The following is a 26,049-nucleotide window of genomic DNA, read 5'->3' on the forward strand; positions in this document are numbered from 1 at the left end:
TAGTGGGAATTGGGCATTCAGCCACTATATGTTGCCGTGAACAAAAGGCGAAGGAAGTTCTGTGAGCGATTCGTCGCCGATTCGTTCCAGAGTCGTTCTATTTATTAAAAGGCACGTTTGTTAAGATGCGGACTGATGGAAGACCAACCTTCAATCCTGTGTTTTAAAACGGATGGTCATTTGAAAGCCGTTTTGTTCTTTTCAGGGTGCACGCGAGATAAGTTCCGGATAGAACAGTAAAGACTGGATCGTGCCGGAAACGTCCCGAAACATGGATTGAAACTTAACAGGAGCGCTTTCGGCTCAAGTCATATAGTGCTAACGCATGGCTTTACGTATGGCATTTGTTCCGGGAATTCTATTATTGGCATGAACCAACTCCCTGCCCATGATCTGCCGCTGACCTTGAGCGGCCGCAGTGTTACTGCGGTTCTGGGGCCAACCAATACCGGCAAGACGCATCTCGCTATCGAGCGGATGCTGTCGCACGGCAGTGGCATGATAGGTCTTCCGCTGCGCCTTTTGGCGCGCGAGGTCTATAATCGTGTGGTTGAGCGGGTAGGGGCTGCCAATGTTTCGCTGATTACTGGCGAAGAAAAGATCACGCCGCCGACCTCGCGTTATTCCGTCTGCACAGTCGAGGCCATGCCACGCCGCACGGATATGCCTTTCGTGGCTATCGACGAAGTGCAGCTGGCAGGCGATCTTGAACGCGGCCATATTTTCACTGATCGCATTCTGCATCTGCGCGGACGTCAGGAAACGCTGCTTTTGGGTGCAGGCACCATGCGCGGCATTCTTGAAAAGCTGTTGCGCGGGATTACGGTGGTGACGCGTCCGCGCCTGTCGCATCTCACTTATGCTGGTTCAAAGAAGATTATCCGCCTGCCAAATCGTTCAGCGATTGTGGCCTTCTCTGCGGAAGAAGTTTATGCCATTGCCGAGCTGATCCGCCGCCAACGTGGCGGTGCAGCGGTGGTTATGGGCGCTCTTAGCCCACGCACGCGCAATGCACAGGTTGAGCTTTACCAGTCTGGCGATGTCGATTTTCTGGTTGCGACCGACGCGATTGGCATGGGGCTCAATCTCGATGTTGATCATGTCGCCTTTGCACAGAATCGCAAATTCGATGGCTATCAGTATCGTGACCTGACACCGGCTGAGCTTGGACAGATCGCAGGCCGCGCCGGGCGTCATCTGCGCGATGGTACATTTGGTGTGACCGGGCAGGTGCGTCCGCTGGACGATGAAATGGTCGAGCGGGTTGAAGCCCATGACTTTGACCCTGTGAAAGTTATGCAATGGCGTACAGGGCGTTTCGATTTTTCATCGTTGAGCGCGTTGCGTTATTCTCTGGAAACGCCGACGCCGATCGAAGGACTGACCAAGGCGCTGCCTGCTGTTGATCAACAGGCGCTTGAAAATTTGTCAAAAGACGAAGACATTGTGCGGCTTGCAAATTCGCCTGCGCGGATCGAACTTTTGTGGGATACCTGTGCGCTCCCCGACTATCGTAAGATTGCGCCGGCACAACATGCCGATATCATAGCAACCATCTATCAGGATCTGGTCCGCCGAGGGAGCGTTGATGAAGATTATATGAGCGAACAGGTGCGCCGCGCCGACAGTACAGAGGGGGAAATCGACACTCTGTCTCACCGCGTGGCGCAAATCCGTACCTGGACTTTTGTGTCGCACAGGCCGGGATGGCTTGCCGATCCGACACACTGGCAGGAAAAGACGCGCGAAATTGAGGACAGATTGTCCGATGCGCTGCATGAAAGGTTGACGAAACGCTTTGTAGACCGCAGGACAAGCGTGCTTATGAGGCGCCTGAGAGAGAATGCCATGCTAGAAGCAGATATCAGCTCGACCGGAGACGTAATTGTCGAAGGCCATAATGTCGGGCAACTGGAAGGATTCCGTTTTACAGCCGACGTTCAGTCCGATGGACCGGATGCGAAGGCAGTAAAGACGGCTGCACAAAAGGCGCTGGCCGCCGAGTTTGATCGTCGTGCGGAGCGTTTCGCTGCTGCTCCCAACGGCGACTTCGCACTCGGTTCGGATGGCGTTCTTCGCTGGGTCGGCGCAACTGTCGCAACGCTGGTTGCAGGCGACGATGTTCTGAAGCCACGCGCGGTCATTTTAGCTGATGAGCAGCTGACCGGTCCGGCACGCGACAAGGTTGCAGCCCGCATCGAACGTTTTGTGGCGCATCATATCGAAACCATTTTGAAGCCTCTGACCGATCTCAGCGCCGCCGATGCGCTGACCGGTATGACGCGCGGTCTGGCTTTCCAGATCGTCGAGAGCCTCGGCATTCTTCAGCGTCGCGATGTGACTGAGGAAGTCCGTGGCCTTGATCAGGATTCCCGTGCCGCTCTTCGCCGTCTTGGCGTGCGCTTCGGTGCCTATCATGTTTTCATGCCAATGCTGCTGAAGCCTGCACCTGCTGGCCTCATCACGCTGCTCTGGGCATTGAAGAACGATGGTCGCGAACGTGCCGGTTATGGTGACGTGGTCAATGTTCTGGCTGCAGGCCGTACATCGGTTGTCGTCGATCCGGCTTTCGATCACCAGTTCTACCGCCTTGCAGGCTATCGCGTGCTGGGTCGTCGTGCTGTTCGTATCGATATTCTGGAACGTCTTGCTGACCTGATCCGTCCGGCTCTTGCCTGGCGTCCGGGTTCGGGCACTCGTCCGGAAGGCGCTTATGATGGCGGACGCTTCATCGTCACGCCGGCGATGATGTCCATTCTCGGTGCAACCACCGAAGATATGGAAGAAATCCTGAAGAGCCTTGGCTATCGCCATGAAGCTGCAGAAGCTGCCGCTGTCACAGCAAAGCTCGCTGAACTCGATGCATTTGCGGCTGCCGCCGCGCAAGCGGAGGCTGTTGTTGAAGATACCGTCTTCAAACCAGCTGTTCCTGCTGCCGCACCTGCGAGCGAAGCAAAGCCTGCTGTTCCTGCAGCTGAACCTGTACCTGCACCGGTTGAAGCTGCTGCTGCAGCGGAAGTCTCTGGCGAAGAAAAGCCTGCCGTTCAGCTTACTGAAGCGCCTGCAGAAGAACCAAAGCCTGTTCTTCTGTGGCGTCAGGGCCGTTTTGAAGGCCGTAATAACCGTAATCAGGACCAGAACCGTCAGCGCCATAACCGCCCACAGGGTGGCCAGGGCAATGAGGCTCGCAAGTCTGAAGGCGGTTCGGAAGGCGGCGAAGGCCAGAACGCGCGTGACAATCGTGGTGGCAAGCGTTTCGACAAGAATCGCCGCAACCATGATGGCGAAGGCCAGAACAAGCGCGAAGGCTTCAAAGGCAAGCCACGCGATGGCAATCGCGATCGTCAGCCTAAGCGTGACCATGGCAATAATCATCAGGGCAACAAACGCGTGGAACAGGAACGTCCGGTACGGATTGATCCCGATTCGCCTTTTGCCAAGCTTCTGGCGCTCAAGGAGCAGTTGAAGAAGTAAGATGACCGGCGAACACGGCGCAAGACAGCGGATCGACAAGTGGCTGTTCTTTGCGCGCGTGGTCAAATCAAGATCGCTGGCGGCGAAACTCGCCGTCGGCGGCAAAGTCCGCGTCAATCGCGATAAGATTGAGCAGGCAGCCTATCAGGTTAAAGTCGGCGATGTTTTGACCATCACGCTTGATCGGCGCATTTTGGTTTACAAGATACTTGCCCCTGGCGAGCGGCGCGGTCCAGCGCCCGAAGCGCAGCTTCTTTATGAAGATATGACGCCCAAACCCGTACCGGGAGATCAGGTCGCTGAGCCAATACAGCCACGACGCGAAAGCGGTGCAGGCCGTCCAACCAAGAAAGAACGTCGCGAAACTGATCGTTTGCGCGGTAATTAGAGTGAATCCCAATAAGTGAGCCTTGGTTTTCGGGCAGCGATGCGCGTAAAAGCGGCCGGATAGAGCATTTCAATTGAAGCAGGAAACGCTCTATGGCGGACGCGATGACGCAGGATAGCGCCTCTGCGCGATAGAAATTGCGTATCAAAGCCTTAAAATAAAAGTCTTTTCCGCGTTTAGGTTCATAAACGAAATGTCGTTTCAGATGTTCGTGACATAGTGATATTGCGGCGATTGGGCTCTTGTCATAGGCAGATAAAGTCGTTACCTCACCGTTGGCGATTGCAAGGGCATGAGCTGGCAAGCAAGCCACACGCCGTAGCCACCATATGCGTGACACATATGTCGTGACCGGAGCGAAATCATTCAGATGTCCGATCTGAGTGTTCAAACAGCCAGTTCAGGATAGATAAGCCGTTCCTTCAAATAGAAGGTTGGCAACAGGAGTTGGACAATGACTTATGTCGTGACCGATAATTGCATTCGTTGCAAATATACGGACTGCGTCGAGGTTTGTCCTGTCGACTGTTTCTATGAAGGCGAGAACATGCTCGTCATCAATCCCGATGAATGCATCGACTGCGGCGTTTGTGAACCGGAATGCCCAGCGGAAGCCATCAGCCCGGATACCGAGCCGGGTCTTGATAAGTGGCTTGAGCTGAATGCTGAATATGCTGCCAAGTGGCCTAATCTGACGGCTAAGAAGGATGAACTTCCTGAAGCCAAGGAAATGGACGGCGTAACTGGCAAGCTTGAGCAGTTTTTCTCGGCAGAACCGGGTTCGGGCGACTAAAAATCGCATTGCGGGCGCGTTTTGTCTGCACGAATGCGCGAATACCGCCTATTTTAAGGGCGTCTAAAGTTGCCGAAAGTAAGATATTTGGCAATTTGTTGATTCTTGCGCAAAATTGTGTTAAGTTGCACAGATAATTTCGGTGACTGGACGTCAACTCGTGGCGCAAACGCATTAATCTCTGAAAGGGCTAGCTTTTTTTACTGGGCTGTATGGCACCGGAACGGATTTTTGCGATTTCGCGTCCGTCCCTAACCAACCTTCCCGGTAGATAAATCTGTGTCCGAGACGCGCTTCCAGTTCAAACCGCAACGACTTCCGTGCCTCTCCCAAGTGGCGCGGTCGATATCATGTGTAAACCGGCGAGTTGCGCCGGGCACAACAGGGAGTATTAGAGCGTATGACATCCCAGCAGAAGAAGACACCGGCTCGTCAGGGTTTCAAGACCGGTGAGTCCATTGTGTATCCAGCTCACGGCGTTGGCCAGATCGTAGCGATCGAAGAGCAGGAAGTAGCCGGCCATAAGCTTGAGCTTTTTGTTATCGACTTTGAAAAAGACAAGATGCGCCTCAAGGTGCCAGTCGCCAAGGCTGTCAGCATCGGTATGCGCAAGCTGTCGGAAACCGACTATGTTGAGCGTGCTCTCAAGGTCGTTCAGGGCCGTGCACGCGTGAAGCGCACCATGTGGTCGCGCCGCGCTCAGGAATATGATGCAAAGATCAATTCCGGCGATCTGATTATGATTTCTGAAGTTGTCCGCGATCTGCATCGCGCTGAAAATCAACCAGAGCAGTCCTACTCGGAACGCCAGCTGTATGAAGCAGCGCTGGATCGCATGGCGCGCGAAATCGCAGCTGTGAACAAGCTTTCAGATACTGAAGCTGTCCGTCTTATCGAGACCAATCTCGCCAAGAGCCCTAAGCGTACCAAGGCTGATGCCGACGCTGAAGGCGATGTCGACGGTGATGAAGTCGAAGCAGCGTAATCAATTACGCCCGCATTTCTTTACAGCGGTTCCAGTTAAGAATGAATCGTTAGAACCGCTGTAACTGTTTGTTTTATGCATTGTCCCACGCAAAACCGCTTCGCACTTTTGCTGGAAATGCTATAAAAAAGCCCGCCATTGGCGGGCTTTTTATTTATGGGGCGAAGAGTAGCTGCTCTTGCCCAACGGGCTATGTGTCCTATTTTCTTGGTATCTCAAAGATTTATCGCACTCCGGATGGAACCGGAGGGTACTTTCTGCGTTCTTCTCAAACCAGTTCGTAGCGGGTTTGTTTTGCGGCGTACCAGTCTGGCCTCAGGACAGGTCTGTGAAAGGCAGTTTGAACGAATACAAGATGTTCATTCAATTGTTCTTTGCAGAGCTGGAATAGTTTCAGTTTCGGGCCTCAGATTTCCCTGAGAGCACCGCAGCCAGAACAGGAGAGCCAGATGAAGCAGTCATCAATGAGCAGTTCCTCCACCGTTCCGCCGACACGCTTGCCGATATCTGCGCGCAGCATTCAAGCGCCAGCTGCATCCTCCCAATCGATGATCCGCAATGCGATGTCTGCGCCCTACCTTGAACGCGAAGAAGAACGCGACCTCGCCATTCGCTGGAAAGAAAACAAGGATCAGGATGCGTTGCATCGGATTACCGCCTCGCACATGCGACTGGTAATTTCGATGGCCGGTCGTTTCAGAAAATTCAAGCTTCCGATGAGCGATCTCGTTCAGGAAGGCTATGTTGGTCTTCTGGAAGCAGCTGCCCGTTTCGATCCTGATCGCGAAGTGCGGTTTTCCACCTATGCATCATGGTGGATCCGCGCATCGATGCAGGACTATATCCTGCGCAACTGGTCGATTGTGCGCGGTGGTACCAGCTCGGCGCAAAAGTCTCTTTTCTTCAATCTTCGTCGTCTGCGCTCCAAGCTTGCGCAGGAAGACGAGACGATGAGCAAAGCCGATATCTATCGCGAAATTTCGACCCAGCTCGGGGTTTCGGCAACAGATGTCGAGTTCATGGATAGCAGGCTGTCTGGCTCCGATAGTTCTTTGTCGGCATCAATGAATAATGATGAATCAGGCACTTCCACACGGATGGATTTTCTCGTCGATGATCATCCTTTGCAGGATGAAGTCGTGGAAAGCACGATCGATATGGAGCGTCGCGTCAGCTGGCTTCATACGGCGCTTCATGCGCTGAACGAACGTGAGCTGCACATCATTCGCGAGCGTCGGCTCGACGATGATGGCGTGACGTTAGAAGCACTGGGCGAAAAGCTCGGTATTTCCAAGGAACGCGTTCGCCAGATTGAAAGCCGGGCAATGGAAAAGCTTAAACTGGCGTTACTCGACCAGCATGAGATGGCGGCTTATCAGGCCTGATTTCCCTGAAGTCGGGCTGACCAATCTTCGACCTTGCGATTTTCAAGGCGGCGGATAGCGTAGCGCTTCCAGCCGTCCGCAAGGTGTGGAATCTGGGCCATCAACGCCAGCTCCTCATAATTGAGCATGTCCACATAGAGCAGATGCCATACGCGATGCAGCGTCCATTCCGGTGACAGGCGCTCGACGAGGCGCATCGTGTCGCCTTCGCTGACTATACCCTCTTCAACAACCCGGTAATACCAGCCACTGCGGCCGCTCTTCTGTACGCGGATTGCCATATCCGTAATGTCGAAGCGGGCATTGAGCTTCCAGCAAGGCTGGCGGCCCTGCGAGACTTCAACGAGCGCACTGCCAAGGCGGAAACGATCGCCAACCGCCACATTATGCTCGGTCAGTCCGGTGGTGGAAATGTTTTCGCCAAAGGCACCGGGCATTTCGAGACGCGGATTTTCACCAACATCGTCAACCCAGGTTGCATAATGATCGTGCGGGTAATGATGGACGGCCTTTTCGGGGCCGCCATGCACTTTCCTGTCGCCCTGTGCGTCGCATTCGAGCCCCTCACGCAGCAAACGAACGGGGCCAGATACCGGCTTCTTATCGATGCCGCTCGGTGCGCCACGCGGTCCCAGTGGAGCGATCTGGCCTGCAAGCAATGACTCGACGATGACTTCCATGGGCTTAAAACGTCTCGTGATTTAAACTATTCATGCGACATGCTTCATTCACTGATGATCTTGACGCGATCACCTACGGAAACTGTCGCGCCCGCCGACATGGCATTGAGCAGGCGGAAGAGTTCAAGTTTACGCGTTGTGCCCTGCATACGTGCGGACAGGCTGCCCATTGTATCGCCGGGCTTCACTGTCACGACACGGATACGCAATGGCTTGAGCGCTTCCTGTTCGGTCGGCGTCAGTAGACGGAAGGACTGTGTTACGGTCTGCGATGCAGGCTGCAGAGCAGTGCTGCCTTTTGGAGCAGCCGTCAGGAAGCGATAGACCTTATTGTTGGTGCCGATCACCACAATGTCGAACTGCCAGCGATCAGCGCTTGCGCTCGCAGTTGCAGCAGGCATGCCGTTGATCGTGATCGGACGGATCGAGCTTTCATCAAGCCCTGTCACCCAGCCCGACTTGATATAATCGGTGAGGTTTGAGCCGGAAGGCAGCGATGCGCCGTCAAAGCGGATTGCCACTTCACCCGGACCGCTGGCCATGACGGCATTGGCAGAATTGTCGATGGTGAAGCCAGCAGGAGCCGTAAAGGTTACGCCGAGCTTTGGATGGATGAAGGTCTGCTCACGCACATAGCCTTCATTTGGCGAGTCGCCGTAAAGCAGCCCGTCGATACCATTGAGGAAGGAATCGCGATCCGTGGTGCCGACACCCGGCGCACCGATGCGGCGCGCGTGGCCGAGCGCAAGCTGAATGCGCTGTGGCGTTGCCGGGTGGCTTGCAAGGAAGTCGAGGCTTGCATCGGTTGCACCCGATACGGAGCGGAAATCGGTATAGGCTTCCATAGACTGCAGGAAGCGGGCGGAGGCAAAAGGATCGTAGCCTGCTTCGCCAATCATTTTGATGCCGATAGCATCGGCCTGCAGTTCCTGATTGCGCGAGAACTGTGCAAGACGAAGCTTGCCGCGGATGGTTGCTTCGCGGCTTGCGCTCTCATTATGCAGCACTTCGGTTGCGACACGGCCTGCAATAGCAGTTTCGGCTTCCTTCTCCTGACGAAGAATGCCGTGATTGGCAACGACGTGACCCATTTCATGCGCGATAACGGCTGCGACTTCGGACGAGTCGTTAGCCAGCGCCAGCAGGCCGCGCGTTACGTAAAGAAAACCACCCGGCAAAGCGAAGGCATTAATGTTGGGGCTGTCGAGGATTGTGATGCGATAGGTCTGATCCGGCTTGTCGGAAACCGTTGTCAGATTGCCGACGATCTTGGCGACCATGCGTTCAAGCTTCGGATCTTTATACTCGCCGCCATAGGTGGCGAGGATGCGCGGATGCTGTTGCGCGCCGATCTGTGCCAGCCGGTCGTTACGCGTGACGTTTTCAACGGTGACAGGATTTGAAGAAGGCTGCAGCCCAAGATCTTTGCTTGAATTGATCGACTGACAGCCTGATATCAAGCTGACAGCAAGCAAGCCAAAACCAATGGCTGGTTTCCGCCAATTGCGCTGTGCCCGTTCTGGCAGAGAAAGGGGGAGACACAGGGAGGCCCGGAGACGGGTCGTGTGACGGAACAGTATTTTACCCTCGCAATTGAATCAGCACCGATAGCATTGGCGCAAATCTAGCCATAGACTGAAGTACCTACAAGAAGTAGATCAGTCCTCAAAGCCGTTCTTCAAGGCGAATGCGAACAAAATATGTCCACAGCGTTAACTCTATTTGAGCTTTGAGGTTTCACCACCGATATAGTGTTTCAAAGCTTCCGGTCCAGATGGCGACAGCAACTCATGGGCAGGGCCTTGTGCGGAAATTCGGCCATTGTCGAGAAATAGCAACAGTGCGTCGAGATAGAGCGCGTCTTCCGGCGTATGCGTGACCATCAGAACGGTCATGCCGTTTTCCTTGTGCAGCTCCCGCACAAGATCAAGCATCTGGTGCCGCAGAGCAGGGCCAAGCGATGCGAAGGCTTCGTCCAGCAATAAAACGGGTCTTGCCCGTACCAGCGCGCGTGCAATTGCGACGCGCTGGCGTTCGCCGCCCGAAAGCGCTTCGGGTTTGCGGTTCTCTTTGCCTTTCAGCCCCACACGCTCCAGTGCCGTCGCGATAGCGGCGCGGTCCTGCTGGTTGAGCTTCAGGTTCGCAGAGCGGCCAAGCCCGACATTCTGTTCAACGCTCAGATGAGCAAACAGATTGTTTTCCTGAAACACCATCGATACGGGCCGAGATGCTGGCGGCAGGCTTGTTACATCTTCATTGCCGATTTTGATTTGCCCTGACTGCGGGGTTTCAAAACCGGCGATCAGGTTCAGCAGAGTGGATTTGCCAGAGCCGCTTGGTCCGACAATGGCTGCAATCGCACCGCCCGGAATGGTCGCTCTGAATTCCATCACTGTTTCGCCATAGCTGAAACGCACATCATGGAGCTTGATTTCGCTGAGGCTACTCTTGCTGAGCGCATTCATGGGAGCGGTATTTCCTTTCGGGACGCGGCTGCGCGGTCGGCAATCATCATCAGACAAAGACATAAGATTCCGAGGATCAGGGCAAGGCCCGCTGCATCGAATGTGCGGTAGCTGCCCATACGCTGCAACAGCAGATAGGGTAGGGTTTGCAGCGCGTCGCTGCCAAAAAGCGCAATGGTTCCGAGATCACCAAGCGAAAGCGCCATCGCAAATGCGAATGCCATGCCGAAAGGCTTGCGAATGGCTGGCCAGTCGATGAGCCGCAACCGGTTGAAGCCGGATATGCCGAGCTGCGCGCAAAGTCGATTATGACGAACAGCTGATGTATCCCATGCCGGACGCAGCAGGCGCACGGCAAAAGGCATTGCCATTGCCGCATTGACTGTCACGACCATGAAAGGGGCCATCGTGAATGGGTCGGTGAAGTGACGCAGCAAAATAAACCAGCCAGCACCAATGACGATAGGCGGCATCACAAGGATGAGGCTTGCACCCGTATCGAAAAGATTAGCCAAGCGCCTGCTTTTGGTTGCTTCGCGCGCTATCACAAGGGAAAGCGATAGGATGACGGCAAGAAGCGCTGCGCCAAATCCCAGAACAACGCTGGTGCCAATAGCATTTGATACGGCTCTTTCGCTCATCAGGCGCATGAGATCAGCAGCAAGACCGGACACCACAATGCCCGTAACGGGCAAAGCCACATAGAGAAAGCCGATGCCAATCGCCACAATGTTGAAGAGGCGTTCAAGGCCATCTGGCCTGCCATAGCGGCGTGGGGCAGTGGTGAGAGTGAAACCCTCTTCCGAAGGTCGACCCGTGAGGCGTAAGGCCGCGAGAATTAGCACAGTGAGTGTCAGCTGTGCCAGTGTGAGTGCCACGGCGCGTGCTGGATCAAAGTCGAAATGCAGGCTTTGATAGATTGCAACTTCCAGTGTAGTGGCGCGTGGCCCGCCGCCGAGTGTGAGAACCGTTGTGAAACTCGTTACACAGAGCATGAAGATAAGGCCGATCATGCCGGGCAGATTGCGCCTTATGGTCGGCCATTCAATCAGGCGAAAGCGAGCTGTGCCCTTCATGCCGAGTTGTGCTGCGAGTTTCCAGTAGTCAGCGGGAATCGATTCATAGGCTGCCAGAATGAGCCGCACCGCCAAGGGCATATTGAAAAACACATGCGCGATCAGAATGCCCGTCAAGCCGTAAATATCGGGTTGTACTGGATATCCCAGCGTCTGCGATAGCTGCGCGATAAAACCATTGCGCCCGTAAATGCTGGTAATGCCGAGCACAGTTACAAGGGCGGGCAGGGCGAGCGGCAGCGCGAAAAGGCGCAGGATCAATCCGCGCCCCGGAAAACGGGCTTCCGAATAAAGAGCGCGCGCTACAGGAATGGCAAACAGCACTGAAATCAGGCTCGACAGAACCGCCTGCCAGATCGTGAAACGTGCAATACGCTGAAGATAGGGATCAAGAAATATTCTGAAGCTAAAGCCGCTGGCCTCAAGTCCCAGGGCGATTAGTGAGCCGCCGACCAGACTTGCCAGAAAGCCAAGCGCCAGTACGCCCGCAAGAGATTTGATTGCGGGCGTTGTCTGGACTGGCCGGGTGCTGGTCAGCGTTTCACTCATTTGCTGGAAGCTGCCAGCCATTCATCGACCCAGGCCTTGCGGTTCTTTGCAACTTCGTCTGCCGGGATGAGAAGTGTCTTTTCCGGCTTCGGCAGTTTGTCGAAGGCGGCAGCAAGAGGTGCAGATGTTTTGCCTGCCGGGAACATCCAGTTGGTTTCAGGGATTACATCCTGAAAGCCTGGGCCGGTCATAAATGCGAGGAATTTCTGCGCCAGCGGGTTTTTTGCACCCGTTGTTGTCTGGGCGGCAAGCTCAATCTGAAGGTAATTGCCTTCAGGATAAGCCAGCGCCTTATAGCGTTCCGTATTCTCGGCAATCATATGGTAGGCAGGGGAGGTGGTGTAGGACAGCACCATTGGCGCTTCACCCTTGGTGAACAGGCCATATGCTTCCGACCAGCCCGGAGTAACCGTGAGAATGCGCTTCTGCAACTTTTCCCATGCTTCGCCTGCCTGATCGCCATAGACCGATTTGATCCAGAGCAGAATGCCGAGGCCCGGTGTCGATGTGCGCGGATCCTGAATGACTATCTTTTGCGAAGGATCGCCTTCGACCAGCTCTTTCAGGCTTTTGGGCGGATTTGGCAGTTTCTCGGAATCATAGACGATGGCGAAATAGCCGTAATCATAAGGTACGAAAATATCGTCCTTGAAGTCGCCCGGCACTTTGACATTGGAAAGATCAATGCCGCTTGGCGCGAAATAGCCCGTGGCGCGTGCTTCCGTGGTCAGGTTCGTGTCGAGGCCAAGGACGATGTCCGCTTTGGTATTGCCGCCTTCAAGCTTCAGGCGATTGAGCAGTGCTACGCCATCAGCCGATGCCACCCATTCCAGCTCGCAATCGCATTCTTTCTCGAAATTTTCCTTGACCTTTGGACCTGGACCCCACTCGGAAACGAAGCTGTCATAGGTATAGATGGTCAGCTTGTCTTTGGCCTGCGCAACAGGCGCAAAGGCAAAAGCTGCGGTCAGCGACAGGGTAAGCAGAGATAAAAGCCGCATAACGGCATTCCTTTCTTTTATTCGAAAAGATTGAGCGCCGCTTGGGAAATCGGTCAGCATCTAATCCCTCCGCCGGTACAAACCGGATCAGGTTCAGCGGGTTAGCCGGAGTGCGGCCTCTCAGCCATTCAGAGATTGAATGGCACCCCGTTAGAGCAGGGCTGACAATAGATGTTTGCATCACGAAGGGCAAGGGATCGCAATGCGGGCTTTCAGCTATAATTTCTGCATGTTATGAGCGGTTTATGAGCACATTTGTCATTCTACTCGGCGGCGATCTCGTCGTCACGGATCGCCTGAAAAGCCAGATTGCAGGAGCGCGTGTTCTTGCGGCGGACAGTGGCATACGTCATGCGGCCGCGCTGGACGTGGAGCCGGAACTGTGGCTGGGGGATTTCGATTCCGCTTCCGATGCTTTGCAAAAGCAGTATGCCCATGTGCCGCAGAAGAGTTTTCCGCGCGCCAAAGACATGACCGATGGTGAGCTTGCGCTGTCGGAAGCCTATGAGCGTGGCGCCGAAAAGGTCATTTTGTGCGGTGCTTTTGGCGGCGCCCGCACCGATCATACGCTGTTGCACCTCACCATGGCGACAGCTCAGGCAGCGGACGGTCGCAACATTCTTCTCTCAAGTGGAGAGGAAGAAGCATGGCCGCTGGTGCCCGGTGATTATCTCTATGATTTTGCAGACGGCACATCGTTCAGCGTCATAAATTTCTGCACAGTTGAAGGTTTGTCGATCAAAAATGCCGAGTGGCCGTTAGATAATGTGACACTGCCTTTCGGCTCTTCCTGGACCGTATCCAACATTGTGCGTGGAACTCTTTGTGTTTCCGTGCGTTCTGGTCTTGCGATACTCGTAGCTAACTTTGGTGAAGAGACCCCGCTTTAGGACGGCTGCTAACCTTATCAATTGAAACTGCTTGACGCTGACGGTCGAAACGTATTGTAAATGTTCCCAAGCGGGTAAGATCTGCTTTACGCCGAAATTGGGGACGCAAAGTCGGTGTTGGTGTAACTTTAAGTAGGAGATTGTTTCATGAAATCACGTCTTTCCATGATTGCAATCGTCGGCGCGCTTGCGTTCTCAACAGCAGCATGCACGACGGCTGAACAGCGTACTGCCGGCTATGGCGTTGGTGGTGCAGCTCTTGGTGCGCTCGCCGGCGGTGCAATTGGCGGCAGCGGTCGCGGTGCTCTGGCTGGTGCAGCTATCGGTGGCGTCGCTGGTACGCTTCTCGGTGCAGCACAGACCCGTAATGGCGTTCAATACTGCCGTTACCGCGACAATTACGGTCGCACATACGAAGCACCTTGTAACTAAGGTGCCCAAGCCGCTGAGCGGTTTTGAATTCAACAAACAGGCCGGGGAAACCCGGCCTGTTTCTTTTTTGGCCATACCCATTTGACAGAATGCGTTTTGTCCTCGACAAGCAGGGCAGAAATTTCAACGGCATTTTTCAAAGAGAACCATGGCACCTCCGCTTCTTCGCCTCGATCAGATCAAGCTAACCTTTGGCGGCACGCCGCTGCTTGAGGACGCAGCCCTCTCGGTTAGCGAGGGCGACCGCATCGCGCTGGTCGGACGCAATGGTTCCGGCAAATCCACTCTGCTTAAAATTGCCGCCGGTATGGTCGAAGCGACCTCTGGCGAAATCTACAAGCATCCGGGTGCCACTATCCGTTATCTGCCGCAGGTGCCTGATCTTGATGGCTTTGCCAATGTCCGTGCGTATGTGGAAGCCGGTCTTGGACCAACAGACGATCCGCATCGTGTGACCTATCTGCTGGAACATCTGGGGCTTACCGGCGAGGAAAAGCCCGATCATCTGTCAGGTGGTGAAGCACGTCGTGCAGCGCTTGCCCGCGTGATTGCTCCACAGCCTGATGTATTGTTGCTCGATGAGCCGACCAACCATCTCGATCTGACAACGATTGAATGGCTTGAAGGTGAGCTGCGTCAGATCCGTTCAGCCATCGTTCTAATCTCGCACGACCGCCGCTTTCTGGAGAATGTCAGCCGTTCGACAGTCTGGCTTGATCGCGGCCTTACCCGCCGCATCGATCAGGGCTTTGGTCATTTTGAGGAATGGCGTGACAAGGTTCTCGAAGAAGAAGAACGCGACCATCACAAGCTTGGGCGCCAGATTGCGCGCGAGGAACATTGGTTGCGCTATGGCGTAACCGCTCGCCGCAAGCGCAATATGCGCCGTCTTGGTGAGTTGCATTCCATGCGCGCTGATTTCCGCAATCACCGCAAGGCACAGGGTACAGCTGTTCTGGCGGCCAGTGATTCCAAGGAATCCGGCAAGCTGGTGATTGAAGCGAAGAAGCTGAACAAGGCTTATGGCGAGCGCGTTCTCGTTCAGGATTTTTCGACGCGTGTTCAACGTGGCGACCGTATCGGTCTTGTTGGTCCAAACGGCGCAGGCAAGACGACGCTTTTGTCGATGCTGACCGGCAAGCTTGAGCCTGATTCCGGTACATTACGACTTGGCGTCAATCTGGAAATGGCCGAGCTTGATCAGAAGCGCGAAAGCCTGAACCTTGATGACACGCTCGCGCATTATCTCACAGACGGGCGTGGCGAAAGCCTCGTGGTCAATGGCGAGCAGCGCCATGTTGTTTCCTACATGAAAGACTTCCTGTTCCAGCCGGAACAAGCGCGGACACCAATCCGCGAACTTTCCGGTGGTGAGCGGGCACGTCTGATGTTGGCGCGTGTTCTGGCGCGGCCTGCCAATCTGCTGATCCTTGACGAGCCGACCAACGATCTCGACATGGAAACGCTCGATCTGTTGCAGGAACTGGTTTCCGGCTTTCCGGGAACGGTCATTCTTGTAAGCCACGACCGCGATTTCCTTGATCGTACGGTAACGTCTGTAATCGCGCCGGAAGGTGATGGTAACTGGCTCGAATATGCCGGTGGCTATGCCGATATGATGGCACAGCGTAAAGAGCAGGCGTTGGCAAAACGCAACGTCAAGACGACGACAGCTCGCACTGACGAAAAGGGTGGGGATGCACCGCAGCCCAAACGCGATGAAAAGCGCAAGCTTTCCTATAAGCAGAAATTCGCGCTCGAAACCTTACCCGGCAAAATGGATGCTTTGGCAAAGGAAATGACTGTGCTGGAAGGTAAGCTTGCCGACCCGCAACTTTATGCCAAAGACCCGACGCTTTTTGGAAAGACTGCCGATCTTCTTGAAAAGAAGCGCTCTGAACACTCTGCCATGGAAGAAGAATGGCTGAAGCTGGAGATGTTGCGCGAAGAACTGGAAGGGTAGTTTACCCTTCCGTTTCGTTTCTGGTTAAGCGCTTGCCTTGTCGAGCAGGGCAATCGCTTCAGCATCCAGCTTGATCTGTGCGGCATCGAGCAGCTCATTGAGCTGTGTGAGACGCGTGGCGCTGGCGATTGGTGCCGTAATGGATGGTCTCGCAATTAGCCAGGCAATTGCGATTTGCGCCGGTTTAGCGTCATTGGCACGAGCAACTTGATCAAGTGCCGCAATAATCCGCGACCCGCGATCCGTCAGGTATTTCTCTACCGTTTGACCGCGCGCACTCTGGCCGAGATCGTCTTTTGAGCGGTATTTGCCGGTCAGGAAGCCGGAAGCCAGCGAATAATAATTGATAACACCCAACTCATTGTCGCGGCAGATCGCTTCAAGTCCATCCTCAAAAGCCGATCTGTCGTAGAGATTGTAAAGCGGCTGCAAGGTTTCATAGCGCGGCAGGCCATGCTTCTTCGCAACATCAAGCGATTCTGTCAGACGTTCCGGTGTCAGATTGGATGCGCCGATTGCACGGACTTTACCGGCCTTGATCAGCTCCTGATAGGTGCCGAGAACATCTTCAAACGGCGTTTCGGGATCATCCCAGTGCGACTGGTAGAGATCGATATAGTCGGTTTGCAGCCGTTTGAGGGAGGCATCGACGGCTTTGCGGATATAGCTTGGTGAAAGGCCTTTTTCGTCGGGGCCCATTTCAGAACCGACCTTGGTGGCAATCACAACCTTGTGGCGCAGGCCGCGGGATTTCAGCCAGTTGCCAATAATGGTTTCGGATTCACCACCGATATTGCCCGGTGCCCATGCGGAATACACGTCCGCAGTATCGATGAAATTGAGACCGGCATCGACAAAACGGTCGAGAAGCGAAAATGATGTTGCTTCATCGACCGTCCAGCCAAACACATTGCCGCCAAAACAAAGCGGCGAAACCTCGAGTTCAGTACGTCCGAGTTTTCTAAACTCCATGGACCCTATCCCCTTCCTGTGTGTACGAATTCCGGCGAATTCGCAGGGCTTCGATTTCAGGAAGAAGCAACAGGCCGGACGCACCGCGCCCTAAATGTCAGCCCATACCAAGTGCATCCATATAAAGCTGGAGCATGGCTTCTTCTTCCTGACGTTCATGGTCTTCTTTTTTACGCAGACGAATAATGGTCCTTACGACCTTGCTGTCAAACCCCGAACCCTTCAATTCCGCGTAAACTTCCTTGATATCGTCGCCGATGGTCTTTTTTTCTTCTTCAAGACGCTCGATGCGCTCGATGAAAGCACGCAACTGGCCTACGGCGATGGTCTGGGCTTCGCTGGTAATGTCGTCGCTCACGGGTTTCTCCAATTCAGCTCGATTATCAATAAAGGTCAAAGGTCACTCGTTACAGGAACAGGACCGTTGCCGAAAGTCGGACATGGTTTTCCTGCGAGTCGCAGGCAAAATTAAGAGCCGCTGGGGTAAGAAAAACGCGTTTTATCGCGTTATGGCTGTGGATAGCGGGCAAAGCGTCAGTCTGTCAGATGTGGAACCGGGCCTGAACGCGAACCATAATGGCGGATTTCGTGGATTTCCGGCATTGCGTTGATGGCATTAAGCATGGGGGCAAGCCGATCGGCCCATTCACGCGCACCCGCCTTGTCAGCAATCAGATCCTGACGCACTTCAATCAGAACATGCGCATAACCACGCGCCGTTGCATGACGATACATCGCATCGTTTTTAAGTGCGCCATCATAAGGCTCATTATCACCGACAATGAGGCCCGGCTCTTCGCGCAGCATGGAAAGCAGTGGTGTAACGGCGCGCGGATCAGAATCCCAAAGCAATCCGATTTGCCACGGACGATCCTTGCCGCGCCAGTTTGGCGTGAACGAATGGATCGAGACGATGAATGGGGCTTTCCCGCTTTCGGCTGCAACCCGCGTGCTCATGGATGCAACTGCATCATGATAGGGGCGATAGAAGCGGTCGAGGCGGATTTCACGCTGTTCGGGCGACATCGGATAATTGCCGGAGATCACCGCCCCATCAGACAATTGCATGATAAGCGTCGGATCGTCTTCGCCGCGATTGGGATCAATCAGCAGGCGTGAAAAGCCACCCATGACGGCTGGTGCATCAAGCTTCGCAGCCAATTGACGTGTCAGTTCCTCAACGCCGATATCATAGGCGATATGCCGCTCGAACTCGCCTTGCGCCAGGCCAAGGCTACCATATTCAGCCGGCAAATCACGGCGGGCATGGTCGGCGGTCAACAACAGGCCGAGGCTGAGATTGCCGTCGACCTGATAGACGGGGGAAAAGGACGGATCACATGACATGGATGCAGCTTCTTAGGTAGGATTTCTGTCATAAATCACAAGTAGTTTTAGCTCTGTCATGAGAAAGCCGGGATTGCAACGATCATTCTTAAAAGAATGGGGAAGGAGTTTCCGGAATGCGGCAAAGGAACGAATCTAATCGTTTAAATCGTGCTGAAATCGCTATGCAGTTCGAATGGAAATGCTGTAACTGATTTGTTCTCTCCGGGATTGCGTTGACATCAAAGGCGAAACTGCCGAAAAGAGAGCGACCGAAAGAGGATTTCCTTGCGTGAGACAAAAGCGATTGCGGGCTGAAGGAGTTCGGCGAATGCGACTTCCAATGTTTTTGGGTTTGTTTTCCAGTGTGCTGATTGGTGCTCTGGGGATGACATCCATGGAAGCGCGAGCCGATTTTCGAGTATGCAACTCAACCCAGAATCTCGTTGGCGTTGCCATTGGCTACAGAGCCAAAGCTGGTTGGGTGACGGAGGGCTGGTGGCACATTGATGGTTCCACCTGCAAAACCCTGATCGAAGGGCCTCTGACCTCGCGCTATTATTATCTTTACGCTGAGGATTCTCAGAGTGGTGGTCGCTGGGAAGGCAAAGTGAACATGTGTGTGGCGGAAAAGGAATTCCGCATCACTGGTGTTCAGGACTGTTTTGCACGCGGGTTTCAACGCAATGGCTTCCAGGAATACGATACCGGGGAACAATCGAGCTGGATGGTACAGCTCACCGATGAAACGCCGTTAGAAAACTCCACAGTTACAGGAACGAATAACCAATGAAACGCAACCGCAAGGTCAAGATTCTCGCCACACTCGGCCCGGCGTCAGGCGAGGAATCCGTTATCCGCAAGCTTTTTGAAGCTGGCGCAGACGTCTTCCGTATCAATATGAGCCATGCGGATCATGATCTGATGCGCACGCTCGTCAAGCGTATCCGTAATGTGGAAAAGGAACTGGGTCGCCCGATCGGGATTCTGGCCGACCTTCAGGGTCCAAAGCTGCGCGTTGGCAAGTTCAAGAATACAAAGGTCGCACTCGTTGCAGGCCAGACCTTCACGCTCGACAACAATGAAGAGCTTGGCGACGAAACCCGCGTCTATCTTCCGCATCCGGAAATTCTGGAAGCTGTTGAGCCGGGCCACCGCCTTCTCATCGACGACGGCAAGCTGGAGCTGATTGCTGAAGCAAGCGACGGCAAGTCGATCCGCTGCAAGGTTGTTGCAGGCACCAGCATTTCGGATCGTAAGGGCGTCAGCTTGCCGGATACCACGCTGGGTGTCGGCGCACTGACGGAAAAAGACTTCAAAGATTTTCATGCTGTTTTGCAGGAAGAAATTGACTGGGTTGCCCTGTCGTTCATTCAGCGCCCTGAAGATCTGATCGAAGCACGCAAGATTTCGGGCGGCAAGGTCGGCCTGATGTCGAAGATCGAAAAGCCGCAGGCTGTGACCCGTCTTGATGAGATCATTGAGCTCTCTGACGCGATCATGGTTGCGCGTGGCGATCTCGGCGTTGAAATGCCGCTGGAAAGCGTTCCCGGCATTCAGAAGCAGATGATCCGCAAGGCACGCCGCGCTGGTAAGCCAGTAGTGGTTGCCACGCAGATGCTTGAATCGATGATCACTGCACCGGTTCCGACCCGCGCTGAAGTATCGGACGTTGCGACCGCAGTGTTTGAAGGTGCTGACGCTGTCATGCTTTCGGCAGAATCTGCTTCCGGTCAGTATCCGGTTGAAGCTGTCGCAACCATGAACCGCATCGCGGAAAAGGTCGAACGTGAGCCGACCTATCCGGGCATTCTCGATGCACAGCGCGCAATCCCAGAACCAACCGGTTCTGACGCGATTGCCCTTGCTGCTCGTCAGATCGCTGAAACGCTTAACCTGTCGGCTATCGTCACCTATACGGCTTCGGGTGCAACGGGTCTGCGCGCTGCGCGTGAACGCCCACGCACGTCAATCATCGCACTGTCGCCGATTGTTGAAACCGCACGCCGTCTTTCGGTTGTCTGGGGTCTGCATTGTGTTGTGACTGAAGATGCACACGATCTGGAAGACATGGTCGACCATGCTTGTCAGGTCGCCTTCAAGGAAGAGTTCGGCAAGGCTGGTGATCGTCTGATCGTCACCGCAGGCGTACCATTCGGAACGCCAGGTGCCACCAACCTCCTACGCATCGCCTATATCGGCGCTGATGGTCAGTCTTCCACTGACTAATATAGAAGTACCTAGTTTGGGTGCATGATAGAAGTACAAAACGCGCTCCTTTCGGGGCGCGTTTTTGTTTGTATCTCTGTGAGAGAATCAGGTGCGGGTGTCGCTCAGCTCTTCCGTGAGATCGAGCAAGCTCTTCTGAGCATCTCGCATCATAGGATTGATCTGCAGTGCCTGCTCATAGGCTTTCAAAGCCTGTTCCTTCAGCCCACGCGCGCGCAGTATCTCCGCCATGCCTGTCAGGGCACCGTAGTGGCGCGGTTCAAGCTCCAGAGTACGATTGATGTCGTACATGGCGTGCGCATAGTCGTTACGCAGGAAATAGACGGTGGCGCGACGGTTCCATGCTTCTGCATAGTCCGGATTGAGCGCAATGGCTTCATTCAGGAAATCGAGCGCCGATGTGTAGCGCTTTTCCAGCATGGCAGCGCTTGCCCACTGAATGAGAAGATCAATCGTCGCGCTGCCTGACTGCGACCAGATCTGATTAATCTGGACGGTGAGCCGACGTGCCTTGGTTTCGTCAGAGGTGCGTTTGAGATCGGCAAAAAGCTTGTCGAGGCGCTCTTCCGGCGTTTGTTCGGCTTGATTTTGTTCTTTGGGAGCGGGCTTCTGGTCGCTGTCAGTGCCAACCTGCACCGGGGTAATCGGTGCTGTCAGGGACGGCTTTGTTTCGGCATAGGCCGAAGACGCACTGATCAGGGCCGAAAGGCCAAGCGTAATCAGAAGCGAAGAATTGTTCAGATAAGCAAAAACGTTCCGCATGCGCATAATTTTCATTATACGCAGCGGAACGTCAAATGCAAAATCAGAAATAAGATTAGCCCTGACGTGCCTTGAAGCGCGGAGCAGTCTTATTGATGATGTAAACGCGGCCCTTGCGGCGAACGAGCTGGCAGTCACGATGACGGGCCTTGAGCGCCTTGAGCGAATTCTTGATCTTCATGTCAATCACCGGTCTTGGTTGGCCCATCGACATGACATGTCTCGGGGCTTCATAAAAACAGGCGCCCAAGGCGCCAATTGGTTACAGGCAGTATTCCTGCCCGAAGGGTTGGCCGAAATACACAATATTCCAGCCAAATGTCAACTCCTGCGCCGCAGATTCACGAAGTCAGGTTCGGAAAATCTTGGCCTCAGGGACTGTTCACGGAAGAATCTGACAGATTCCTCCGTGAAGTTTAGTTTGCACGGGGCTTTATACGGGTTACGTGACCCATCTTGCGGCCTGGGCGCGCTTCTTTCTTACCGTAGAGATGCAGCACAGCATTCGATTCTGCGAGAATCGCTGGCACCTTTTCGACGTCATCGCCAATCAGATTCTCCATCACACAATCCGAATGGCGCACGGTGTCACCCAGCGGGAGGCTTGCAACGGCGCGAATGTGCTGCTCGAACTGCGAGATCGCGCAAGCGGCTTCCGTCCAGTGGCCGGAATTGTGAACGCGTGGTGCAAATTCATTGGCAAGCAGTGTGCCATCTGCGAGGACGAAGAATTCGAGACCAAGCACACCGACATAATCAAGCGCATGCAGGAGCTTCTCAGCGGCCTTGCTCGCAGCTTCTGCTGTCTGAGCCGAGATGGCGGCTGGAACCGTTGAGGTTGCGAGAATGCCGTCCTTATGAACGTTTTCCGCAATATCGAAGATTGCTACATTGCCGTCGCGATCACGGGCTGCAATGACCGAGACTTCGCGCTCGAATGCGACAAAGCCTTCGAGAATTGCCGGTGCGTGCTTGATTGTCTCAAGTGCTGCATGCGCTTCATTCTCATCAAGCGACGTCAGGCGAACCTGCCCTTTGCCATCATAGCCGAGACGGCGGGTTTTCAGAATGCCGCGTTCTCCCAAAGCACCGAGCCCTGCAATGAGCGTTTCCTCATCATCGACAAGGCGCCAGGGCGCAGTCTCAATACCGCTTTCATTGAGGAACTGCTTCTCGGTGAAGCGATCCTGCGAGATTTCAAGCGCTGCCGGTGGTGGGAAAACGAGCGCCGATTCTGCAAGCTTGTCTGCGGCCGATACCGGCACGTTCTCGAATTCATAGGTGATAACGTCGGAGGCCGCTGCAAGCTCAGCAAGAGCAGTGGGATCATCATAGGCTGCAATGATCTGGCGATTTGCCACCTGAGCCGCCGGGCAATCTGCCTGTGGCTCCAGAATGATCGTCTCATAGCCAAGGCGTGCGGCTGCCATGGCCAGCATACGACCCAACTGGCCGCCGCCGATAATGCCGATCGTTGATCCAGCCTTCAGTGCGGAATTTGCCATATCAGACCTCGTCCGATGGGCGTTCAGCGACGCTTTCGGTTTGCGCTGTGCGCCATTCGTCAAGACGGGCAGCAAGTGCATCGTCGTAAAGTGCGAGAACGGCTGCTGCAAGCAGAGCAGCATTGACGGCACCGGCGCGACCGATAGCGAGCGTGCCGACCGGAATGCCTGCTGGCATTTGCACAATCGAAAGGAGCGAGTCCTGTCCGGAAAGTGCTTTTGACTGCACGGGCACACCAAAGACCGGAAGAGGGGTCATGGCTGCAGCCATGCCGGGAAGGTGAGCCGCGCCGCCAGCACCGGCGATCACGACCTTGAAGCCCTCGGCCTTTGCACCTTTGGCGAAAGCGACGAGGCGGTCTGGTGTGCGATGCGCAGAGACGATGCGGGCGTCAAAGGAAATGCCGAGAGCCTCCAGTGTGTCTGCTGCATGACGCATGGTTTCCCAATCGGACTGGCTGCCCATGATGATGGCGACGTCTGCACTCACGCTCATTGATCCTTCCTGCTCCGCTTCAATCGTTCGGTGGTTGGTATATTGAAAAACAAAGCCGGGCGAACCCCGGCTGTAAAACGTCTTTTGTCAGATGCTCAGGCGATGATGTCAGGGATGACCTGATCTTCCATTTCCTGCAGCTTATCCTTGATAGCGAGTTTTTTCTTTTTCATGCGCTGAATGCGCAGCTGATCGCAGCCCACCTGCATCATGGCGTTTATGGCTGCATCGAAATCCGCGTGTTCCTGTTTCAGACGTGCTACGGCCAATCTGATTTCGGCCTGTTCCTGATCGGACATGCGGTTTGCCCCGTATTGTTCCAGAATGATATTACGGGCCGCACCAGATTGGGGCAGACCCGTTTCGAGCGAAGCCTTTATCACATTTTTCGTGATTGGAAAATGCTACCAAAACAAATTCGACTTTCCACCAAACTCATGCCACAGTGTCATTGTTCTGTCATGAACAACGGTTGCCGGAAGTTTCGACTGACAAACTGTTGAATGGCAGCCGGGACTGCGTAATTGGCCCGGATAACAGGAGGTGTACCGGGCGTTTGCGCAGGTGAGAGCGGATGGAGCCATTCTGTTGGCAAAACTGCTACATGGCTCTGTCCTTTGGGTAATCATTCAAAGGAGAATTGATGATGGCTATCGAGTCCCATCTTGCCACGCTTGAACAGAAGCACGGCGCTTTGGAAGAGGAAATCTCCGAGGCTTTAGCGTCACCGGCAATTGATGACCTGCATGTTACTTCTCTCAAGCGCAAGAAACTCGTTCTCAAGGAGCAGATCGAGAAACTTAAAACTCAGGTGACACGACATTAAACACAGGAGTTTTAAACGGTATTTCAATCGCCGTTGGTGATGATCAACAGGATGGTACTGTTACTGATATTGGCGGCTGTGCAACAGCCGCCGCACATCAGCTTTTAAAATCAAATGATTTTGCAAAGGTGCTCACCATAGAGCATTTCCTGTTTTTATCGCATTATCCCACGCAAAACCGCTTCGCAATTTTGCCGAAAATGCTTTAAAAGACACCGAAGAAAGCAGCGAATATTCGCTGCTTTTTTGTTGTCTATCTGAAGCGGGTGCTCAGCCCTCCGCTTCAGCCCTTGGATCAAGGTTCATGGCTTCAGGAGTTGCACTTTTCACAGACGGCATACTCTTGAACTGTTCCTTTTCAGCCTTTGGCACGGATGCCCTCTTGCGTGAGCGGAACAGCGCATAGGCTGTGATGGAAATATGCGAGAGCGCTGTGATGGCAAACAGCCCCGATGGCCAGAAGATATCCATGGCAGCGGCTGCAAGCAGCGGCCCCAGCATCGTGCCGAAGCCATAAAGCAGCAGCAAGCCGCTCGATACTTTCACAAAGCTTTCCGCCGAGGCATGGTCGTTTGCGTGGGCGACGGCAACCGGGTAAAGCGCATAGGCCAGTGCGCCATAGCAGCCGGTCATAATGATGATGACCTTGCCATTGGACGGGCCGATAATGAAGGCCATAAGACCGACAAAGGCTGCGAGAGAAGCTACACCGGCCAGAACATAACGCCGGTCTATCAGGTCGGAAATTCGCCCGACCGGGATTTGCATCAAGGCACCAGCTGCGATGGTTACGCTGACCATAAGCGCGATTTCGGTGGTTGAAATGCCCGATTTTGCGCCGAAAACAGCGCCAAGTGTACCCCAGGCACCATTCGCTATGCCGATCAGGATGCAGCCGACGAAGGCGGCAGGTGAATTGCGGTAGAGCGCCTTGAGATCAAGCTGTACTTCGGTCAGCGGTTTTGGGCTTACCGCTGTCGACATGGCGGTGGGGATCAGTGCCAGGCAGAAAAGAATGCCGGTGATCATGAACAGATGATCACTCCTGATATCGCCATTTGCCACCATCATCTGGCCGCTCATGGTGGCACCATAGTTGACCATCATATAGAGGCCGAAAATCTTGCCGCGGGACTCATTGGTGGCGCGCTCGTTCAGCCAGCTTTCGATCACCATGAAAGCGCCTGCCATCGAGAAGCCGGTGAAGGTTCGCAGAATGATCCATGAGATTGCATCGATATAGATGCCTGACAAAAGAGCGATGATGGCGGCGGAAGCTGCAAAACAGCCAAAAGCGCGGACATGGCCGACACGTCGCACCAGGCGCGGGGCGAAAATGCAGCCAGCGACAAAACCGCCCGCCCATGTCGTGCCCAGCATACCAAGTGAAGCAACGGAGAAGCCTTCAAGTCCGCCGCGCAGGGGCAGCAGCAGGCCATGCAGGCCAGAGGCCATCAAGAGAAAGGCTGTGCCGCAAAGCAGCGCCAGAACCTGAATGTAAATACGCAATATTACGTTCCCGGAATTTCATGAAGCCGTATTGAAGTGGCTTTGATTTATCGCTGATACTGAGGCGAAAACGTGCCGCCTCAGCGGAAAAGAGCTTCTGCAGCCGCGCGGCTGTCGCCCTTTCGGAGCCTTTCTGCTTTCAGACGTTCGATTTCGGATTGTAGCAAAGCGATACGCTGGTCGATTTCGATCACCGACAGCAGAGACAGCTCATCCTCGCTGAGAACGACGCTTTCACGTGGCTTTTTGACCTCTTCATCAAAACCGCTCATGGCCTTCCTCCGGAGTCTATGGCGTGCTTATAAAGACAGAAAAGATTTACAGCGGTTTCAGTTAAGAAAGA

At 54.4% G+C, this 26,049-nt stretch carries 26 protein-coding genes and 1 riboswitch; of the genes, 11 read left to right on the plus strand and 15 right to left on the minus strand.

What is annotated here, in order from left to right:
- The first annotated feature begins 369 nt into the window (after positions 1-369).
- From ABWV94_RS18430 to ABWV94_RS18450, 5 genes are all read left to right on the plus strand, one after another.
- Positions 370-3,474, plus strand: coding sequence for a helicase-related protein (locus tag ABWV94_RS18430; RefSeq protein ID WP_353414889.1), 3,105 nt, complete (start codon positions 370-372; stop codon positions 3,472-3,474).
- Between the two features lies 1 nt (position 3,475).
- Positions 3,476-3,862: an RNA-binding S4 domain-containing protein gene (locus ABWV94_RS18435; protein WP_007876749.1), complete on the plus strand. Its 387-nt coding sequence runs from the start codon at positions 3,476-3,478 to the stop codon at positions 3,860-3,862.
- Positions 3,863-4,316: 454 nt separating this feature from the next.
- The gene (gene fdxA / locus ABWV94_RS18440; RefSeq protein ID WP_007876747.1) at positions 4,317-4,655 is read left to right on the plus strand and encodes a ferredoxin FdxA; all 339 of its coding nucleotides are present in this window, start codon (positions 4,317-4,319) and stop codon (positions 4,653-4,655) included.
- A gap of 400 nt (positions 4,656-5,055) precedes the next feature.
- Positions 5,056-5,640, plus strand: coding sequence for a CarD family transcriptional regulator (locus ABWV94_RS18445; RefSeq protein WP_007876746.1), 585 nt, complete (start codon positions 5,056-5,058; stop codon positions 5,638-5,640).
- 449 nt (positions 5,641-6,089) lie between these two features.
- Positions 6,090-7,025, plus strand: coding sequence for an RNA polymerase factor sigma-32 (locus ABWV94_RS18450; RefSeq protein WP_007876745.1), 936 nt, complete (start codon positions 6,090-6,092; stop codon positions 7,023-7,025).
- On the opposite strand, the gene ABWV94_RS18455 is transcribed toward ABWV94_RS18450, so the two are convergent.
- The 5 genes from ABWV94_RS18455 to thiB form a co-directional block, all read right to left on the minus strand.
- A complete protein-coding gene (locus tag ABWV94_RS18455; protein WP_105518934.1) occupies positions 7,016-7,705 on the minus strand; it encodes an MOSC domain-containing protein in 690 nt (229 codons plus the stop codon). The genes ABWV94_RS18450 and ABWV94_RS18455 overlap by 10 nt on opposite strands.
- A 44-nt stretch (positions 7,706-7,749) precedes the next feature.
- Entirely contained in the window at positions 7,750-9,231 is a 1,482-nt protein-coding gene (gene cdlP, locus ABWV94_RS18460; protein ID WP_039860179.1) for a cell division protease CdlP, read from the minus strand.
- 192 nt (positions 9,232-9,423) lie between these two features.
- Complete coding sequence (gene thiQ, locus ABWV94_RS18465) at positions 9,424-10,170, minus strand: thiamine ABC transporter ATP-binding protein (protein ID WP_113497834.1); 747 nt, start codon at positions 10,168-10,170, stop codon at positions 9,424-9,426.
- Positions 10,167-11,816, minus strand: coding sequence for a thiamine/thiamine pyrophosphate ABC transporter permease ThiP (gene thiP, locus ABWV94_RS18470; RefSeq protein WP_353414892.1), 1,650 nt, complete (start codon positions 11,814-11,816; stop codon positions 10,167-10,169). The genes thiQ and thiP overlap by 4 nt, the downstream gene beginning before the upstream one ends.
- Positions 11,792-12,796, minus strand: coding sequence for a thiamine ABC transporter substrate binding subunit (gene thiB, locus ABWV94_RS18475; protein ID WP_064321072.1), 1,005 nt, complete (start codon positions 12,794-12,796; stop codon positions 11,792-11,794). Before thiB ends, thiP begins: the two co-directional genes overlap by 25 nt.
- A gap of 47 nt (positions 12,797-12,843) precedes the next feature.
- Positions 12,844-12,956, minus strand: a riboswitch (TPP riboswitch).
- 85 nt (positions 12,957-13,041) lie between these two features.
- Between thiB and ABWV94_RS18480 the strand changes: the two genes are divergently transcribed.
- The 3 genes from ABWV94_RS18480 (at position 13,042) to ABWV94_RS18490 (ending at position 16,081) form a co-directional block, all read left to right on the plus strand.
- The gene (locus tag ABWV94_RS18480; RefSeq protein ID WP_007876738.1) at positions 13,042-13,686 is read left to right on the plus strand and encodes a thiamine diphosphokinase; all 645 of its coding nucleotides are present in this window, start codon (positions 13,042-13,044) and stop codon (positions 13,684-13,686) included.
- 147 nt (positions 13,687-13,833) lie between these two features.
- The gene (locus ABWV94_RS18485) at positions 13,834-14,118 is read left to right on the plus strand and encodes a YMGG-like glycine zipper-containing protein (RefSeq protein WP_007876736.1); all 285 of its coding nucleotides are present in this window, start codon (positions 13,834-13,836) and stop codon (positions 14,116-14,118) included.
- A gap of 148 nt (positions 14,119-14,266) precedes the next feature.
- Entirely contained in the window at positions 14,267-16,081 is a 1,815-nt protein-coding gene (locus ABWV94_RS18490; protein WP_113497833.1) for an ABC-F family ATP-binding cassette domain-containing protein, read from the plus strand.
- Between the two features lie 24 nt (positions 16,082-16,105).
- Here ABWV94_RS18490 and ABWV94_RS18495 read toward each other — a convergent pair whose 3' ends face one another.
- The 3 genes from ABWV94_RS18495 to ABWV94_RS18505 all read right to left on the minus strand — a co-directional run bounded on the left by ABWV94_RS18495 (position 16,106) and on the right by ABWV94_RS18505 (position 18,400).
- Positions 16,106-17,053, minus strand: a complete 948-nt coding sequence (locus ABWV94_RS18495; protein WP_079212286.1) for an aldo/keto reductase — start codon at positions 17,051-17,053, stop codon at positions 16,106-16,108.
- Between the two features lie 97 nt (positions 17,054-17,150).
- A complete protein-coding gene (locus ABWV94_RS18500; RefSeq protein ID WP_007876730.1) occupies positions 17,151-17,411 on the minus strand; it encodes a DUF2312 domain-containing protein in 261 nt (86 codons plus the stop codon).
- Between the two features lie 176 nt (positions 17,412-17,587).
- Positions 17,588-18,400, minus strand: coding sequence for an N-formylglutamate amidohydrolase (locus ABWV94_RS18505; RefSeq protein ID WP_079212285.1), 813 nt, complete (start codon positions 18,398-18,400; stop codon positions 17,588-17,590).
- Positions 18,401-18,710: 310 nt separating this feature from the next.
- Here ABWV94_RS18505 and ABWV94_RS18510 point away from each other — a divergent pair, with 310 nt between their 5' ends.
- Positions 18,711-19,172 carry a DUF1036 domain-containing protein gene (locus ABWV94_RS18510; RefSeq protein WP_079212284.1) on the plus strand — a complete coding sequence of 154 codons (462 nt, stop codon included), beginning with the start codon at positions 18,711-18,713 and terminating at the stop codon, positions 19,170-19,172.
- Positions 19,169-20,608: a pyruvate kinase gene (pyk, locus tag ABWV94_RS18515; RefSeq protein WP_064321066.1), complete on the plus strand. Its 1,440-nt coding sequence runs from the start codon at positions 19,169-19,171 to the stop codon at positions 20,606-20,608. The genes ABWV94_RS18510 and pyk overlap by 4 nt, the downstream gene beginning before the upstream one ends.
- 87 nt (positions 20,609-20,695) lie before the next feature.
- Here the strand turns inward: pyk and ABWV94_RS18520 are convergent, their stop codons facing one another.
- From ABWV94_RS18520 to ABWV94_RS18540, 5 genes are all read right to left on the minus strand, one after another.
- On the minus strand, positions 20,696-21,388 hold the full coding sequence (locus ABWV94_RS18520; RefSeq protein WP_039860185.1) for a tetratricopeptide repeat protein: 693 nt from the start codon (positions 21,386-21,388) through the stop codon (positions 20,696-20,698).
- 37 nt (positions 21,389-21,425) lie between these two features.
- A complete protein-coding gene (gene ykgO, locus ABWV94_RS18525) occupies positions 21,426-21,551 on the minus strand; it encodes a type B 50S ribosomal protein L36 (RefSeq protein WP_002967908.1) in 126 nt (41 codons plus the stop codon).
- Positions 21,552-21,786: 235 nt separating this feature from the next.
- A complete protein-coding gene (locus ABWV94_RS18530) occupies positions 21,787-22,875 on the minus strand; it encodes a 5-(carboxyamino)imidazole ribonucleotide synthase (protein WP_079212282.1) in 1,089 nt (362 codons plus the stop codon).
- A gap of 1 nt (position 22,876) precedes the next feature.
- Positions 22,877-23,365 (minus strand): 5-(carboxyamino)imidazole ribonucleotide mutase, encoded by a 489-nt coding sequence (gene purE, locus ABWV94_RS18535; RefSeq protein ID WP_007876693.1) that lies wholly within the window; start codon positions 23,363-23,365, stop codon positions 22,877-22,879.
- 101 nt (positions 23,366-23,466) lie between these two features.
- Positions 23,467-23,670 carry a YdcH family protein gene (locus ABWV94_RS18540; protein WP_007876691.1) on the minus strand — a complete coding sequence of 68 codons (204 nt, stop codon included), beginning with the start codon at positions 23,668-23,670 and terminating at the stop codon, positions 23,467-23,469.
- A 344-nt stretch (positions 23,671-24,014) separates the two neighbouring features.
- On the opposite strand from ABWV94_RS18540, the gene ABWV94_RS18545 reads away from it, so the two are divergent.
- The gene (locus ABWV94_RS18545; protein WP_171380027.1) at positions 24,015-24,197 is read left to right on the plus strand and encodes a YdcH family protein; all 183 of its coding nucleotides are present in this window, start codon (positions 24,015-24,017) and stop codon (positions 24,195-24,197) included.
- A 270-nt stretch (positions 24,198-24,467) separates the two neighbouring features.
- Here the strand turns inward: ABWV94_RS18545 and ABWV94_RS18550 are convergent, their stop codons facing one another.
- Together ABWV94_RS18550 and ABWV94_RS18555 are read right to left on the minus strand one after the other, a co-directional pair.
- Positions 24,468-25,706: an MFS transporter gene (locus tag ABWV94_RS18550; protein WP_007876686.1), complete on the minus strand. Its 1,239-nt coding sequence runs from the start codon at positions 25,704-25,706 to the stop codon at positions 24,468-24,470.
- A gap of 80 nt (positions 25,707-25,786) precedes the next feature.
- Complete coding sequence (locus tag ABWV94_RS18555) at positions 25,787-25,978, minus strand: DUF1192 domain-containing protein (RefSeq protein WP_007876684.1); 192 nt, start codon at positions 25,976-25,978, stop codon at positions 25,787-25,789.
- Between the last annotated feature and the right edge of the window lie 71 nt (positions 25,979-26,049).

Source organism: Brucella sp. NBRC 12953 (genome assembly GCF_040369775.1).
GTDB lineage: Bacteria > Pseudomonadota > Alphaproteobacteria > Rhizobiales > Rhizobiaceae > Brucella > Brucella pseudogrignonensis.

Bases quoted from the DNA above. Each gene is read 5' to 3' on its own strand.
- ABWV94_RS18430 (WP_353414889.1), top strand. From the start codon at position 370: ATGAACCAACTCCCTGCCCATGATCTGCCGCTGACCTTGAGCGGCCGC.
- ABWV94_RS18435 (WP_007876749.1), top strand. From the start codon at position 3,476: ATGACCGGCGAACACGGCGCAAGACAGCGGATCGACAAGTGGCTGTTC.
- fdxA (WP_007876747.1), top strand. From the start codon at position 4,317: ATGACTTATGTCGTGACCGATAATTGCATTCGTTGCAAATATACGGAC.
- ABWV94_RS18445 (WP_007876746.1), top strand. From the start codon at position 5,056: ATGACATCCCAGCAGAAGAAGACACCGGCTCGTCAGGGTTTCAAGACC.
- ABWV94_RS18450 (WP_007876745.1), top strand. From the start codon at position 6,090: ATGAAGCAGTCATCAATGAGCAGTTCCTCCACCGTTCCGCCGACACGC.
- ABWV94_RS18455 (WP_105518934.1), bottom strand. From the start codon at position 7,705: ATGGAAGTCATCGTCGAGTCATTGCTTGCAGGCCAGATCGCTCCACTG.
- thiQ (WP_113497834.1), bottom strand. From the start codon at position 10,170: ATGAATGCGCTCAGCAAGAGTAGCCTCAGCGAAATCAAGCTCCATGAT.
- thiP (WP_353414892.1), bottom strand. From the start codon at position 11,816: ATGGCTGGCAGCTTCCAGCAAATGAGTGAAACGCTGACCAGCACCCGG.
- thiB (WP_064321072.1), bottom strand. From the start codon at position 12,796: ATGCGGCTTTTATCTCTGCTTACCCTGTCGCTGACCGCAGCTTTTGCC.
- ABWV94_RS18480 (WP_007876738.1), top strand. From the start codon at position 13,042: ATGAGCACATTTGTCATTCTACTCGGCGGCGATCTCGTCGTCACGGAT.
- ABWV94_RS18485 (WP_007876736.1), top strand. From the start codon at position 13,834: ATGAAATCACGTCTTTCCATGATTGCAATCGTCGGCGCGCTTGCGTTC.
- ABWV94_RS18490 (WP_113497833.1), top strand. From the start codon at position 14,267: ATGGCACCTCCGCTTCTTCGCCTCGATCAGATCAAGCTAACCTTTGGC.
- ABWV94_RS18495 (WP_079212286.1), bottom strand. From the start codon at position 17,053: ATGGAGTTTAGAAAACTCGGACGTACTGAACTCGAGGTTTCGCCGCTT.
- ABWV94_RS18505 (WP_079212285.1), bottom strand. From the start codon at position 18,400: ATGTCATGTGATCCGTCCTTTTCCCCCGTCTATCAGGTCGACGGCAAT.
- ABWV94_RS18510 (WP_079212284.1), top strand. From the start codon at position 18,711: ATGCGACTTCCAATGTTTTTGGGTTTGTTTTCCAGTGTGCTGATTGGT.
- pyk (WP_064321066.1), top strand. From the start codon at position 19,169: ATGAAACGCAACCGCAAGGTCAAGATTCTCGCCACACTCGGCCCGGCG.
- ykgO (WP_002967908.1), bottom strand. From the start codon at position 21,551: ATGAAGATCAAGAATTCGCTCAAGGCGCTCAAGGCCCGTCATCGTGAC.
- ABWV94_RS18530 (WP_079212282.1), bottom strand. From the start codon at position 22,875: ATGGCAAATTCCGCACTGAAGGCTGGATCAACGATCGGCATTATCGGC.
- ABWV94_RS18540 (WP_007876691.1), bottom strand. From the start codon at position 23,670: ATGTCCGATCAGGAACAGGCCGAAATCAGATTGGCCGTAGCACGTCTG.
- ABWV94_RS18545 (WP_171380027.1), top strand. From the start codon at position 24,015: ATGATGGCTATCGAGTCCCATCTTGCCACGCTTGAACAGAAGCACGGC.
- ABWV94_RS18555 (WP_007876684.1), bottom strand. From the start codon at position 25,978: ATGAGCGGTTTTGATGAAGAGGTCAAAAAGCCACGTGAAAGCGTCGTT.